This is a genomic window from Rhizobium acaciae (genome assembly GCF_025941625.1).
Lineage (GTDB): Bacteria > Pseudomonadota > Alphaproteobacteria > Rhizobiales > Rhizobiaceae > Rhizobium > Rhizobium acaciae.
Map to the genome: position 1 here is coordinate 1 of NZ_JAPCZO010000069.1, position 1,571 is coordinate 1,571.

General features: G+C 58.9%; 1 pseudogene. It reads right to left on the minus strand.

Going from position 1 to position 1,571, the window contains the following annotated elements:
* Nucleotides 1–329: 329 nt before the first annotated feature.
* Nucleotides 330–1,493 (minus strand): annotated as a pseudogene (locus OLZ32_RS39085) (IS110 family transposase).
* Between the last annotated feature and the right edge of the window lie 78 nt (nucleotides 1,494–1,571).

Consider the following 1,571-nt stretch of genomic DNA (forward strand, 5'->3'; position numbering starts at 1 on the left):
GATGTCATCGCGAGACGGTTGGATTTTCCTCACATGAGGAGTTTGGCGTCAATGGCTATCAAGGTGGCATGTTGGCGTTCCTATTTCCGATCCAAGTCTGAGCCCGATACTTTACCGGCCCGACCTGCGAGCCTGTACAACCTCACATACGGTCGCCGCTCCGGCGGCTGCACCACGATCCCGCTTGCGGCGGGCAAGGGCTCAGGAGAACGGGACCAACCTTGTTCCCGGCTGATAAAGCCATGAAGATCCACGGTCCGTTCACCTGGATCCCTCAGGGCTGATCCGGCCCTGGGGATTGAAAGAGTTTGCAGGTAAGCTGGTATCGGTCAGGCGGACTTCATGACCGCCCCCTCGATGACAACGCCGGCGCTGACATACTTCCATAAGGCCACCAGCAGCTTGCGGGCCAGCGCCACGATCATCGACTTTTTGAAGCGACCGCCATTCTGTGTAACGCGGTCCTTGAACCAGCAGGACAGCCTGGAGCTCGGCTGGTAGCGCAGCCATAACCAAGCAAGCTCCACCATCGTGGTTCGCAGCCGTGGATTGCCCGCTTTCGATACGCCCTGCTCACGATTGATTGAGCCGCTTTGCCAAGGCGACGGCGCCAGCCCGGCATAGGCGGCAACTTGACGGCGGTTGTCGAAGTGCCGGAACAGGCCTTCAGAGTGAAGGATTGCCGCGAACTCCGAACCAACGCCCCTGATGCCAAGCAGCACTGCCGCTGGCGATGCGCTCGTCGTCTGCTCAGCAATAAGCGCATCTCGTTCAGCTTCCACAGTCTTGATCTGCTCGAGCAACAGCTCAAGACGATCGAGCTCACGGGAGATTTGTGCCTTTATGTGCTTGGGGAGCGCACGGTCATCCCCAGTGCGAAGTTCTTCCAGACGCGCTCGGCGATCACGGCGCAAAGGTGCATAATCCCGGATGCCCTGGCAGAAGAGGAGTCCCTTGATGCGGTTGACGTGGAGAACGCGCTCAGCAACCAGCACTTTTCGCTCGCGGCCAATACGGCGGCGATCCTCGTCCTCAGGCGTCGGCATCTTGACCATAGAACAGACGCGTGGCTCACCTCGCTTCCAGGCCAGCGGCGTGCGCACCAGCGTTTCACCATCAATGCGGTCGGTCTTGGCGCGACGTCGACGACGCGGTACCGAGATCGATGCTGCCTCGACAAAGTGGTTCTCGATCCAACCGACCTTGTTGAGCGTCCGCCCGATCCAGAAGCCATCCAGGCCCACTTCCTGGATCACAACCAATGAGTAAAGCTTGCCCTCGCGTGTCAGTACCTTTTGACGCATCTCGGCAAAGCAGGCGAGCAGGCCGGCGATATCACCGCCGGCGACCGTATGACGAGACATCTTCTAGCTTCCTGGCGAAAGCGATGTGACCAGCCAGGTGGATTTACTGAGTTCTAATGAAACGAAGATTGCGCCAAGATCGACGCGGATAGCGGCAGGTGCATCGGGTTTGTCGGCTGTCGTAAGCATGATGAGCCTCCAGAGAGATTTTTGGCGAACCCACTCTGCCACGGTGTAGGCCGCTATCCACTCCCCATAGGATCTTGT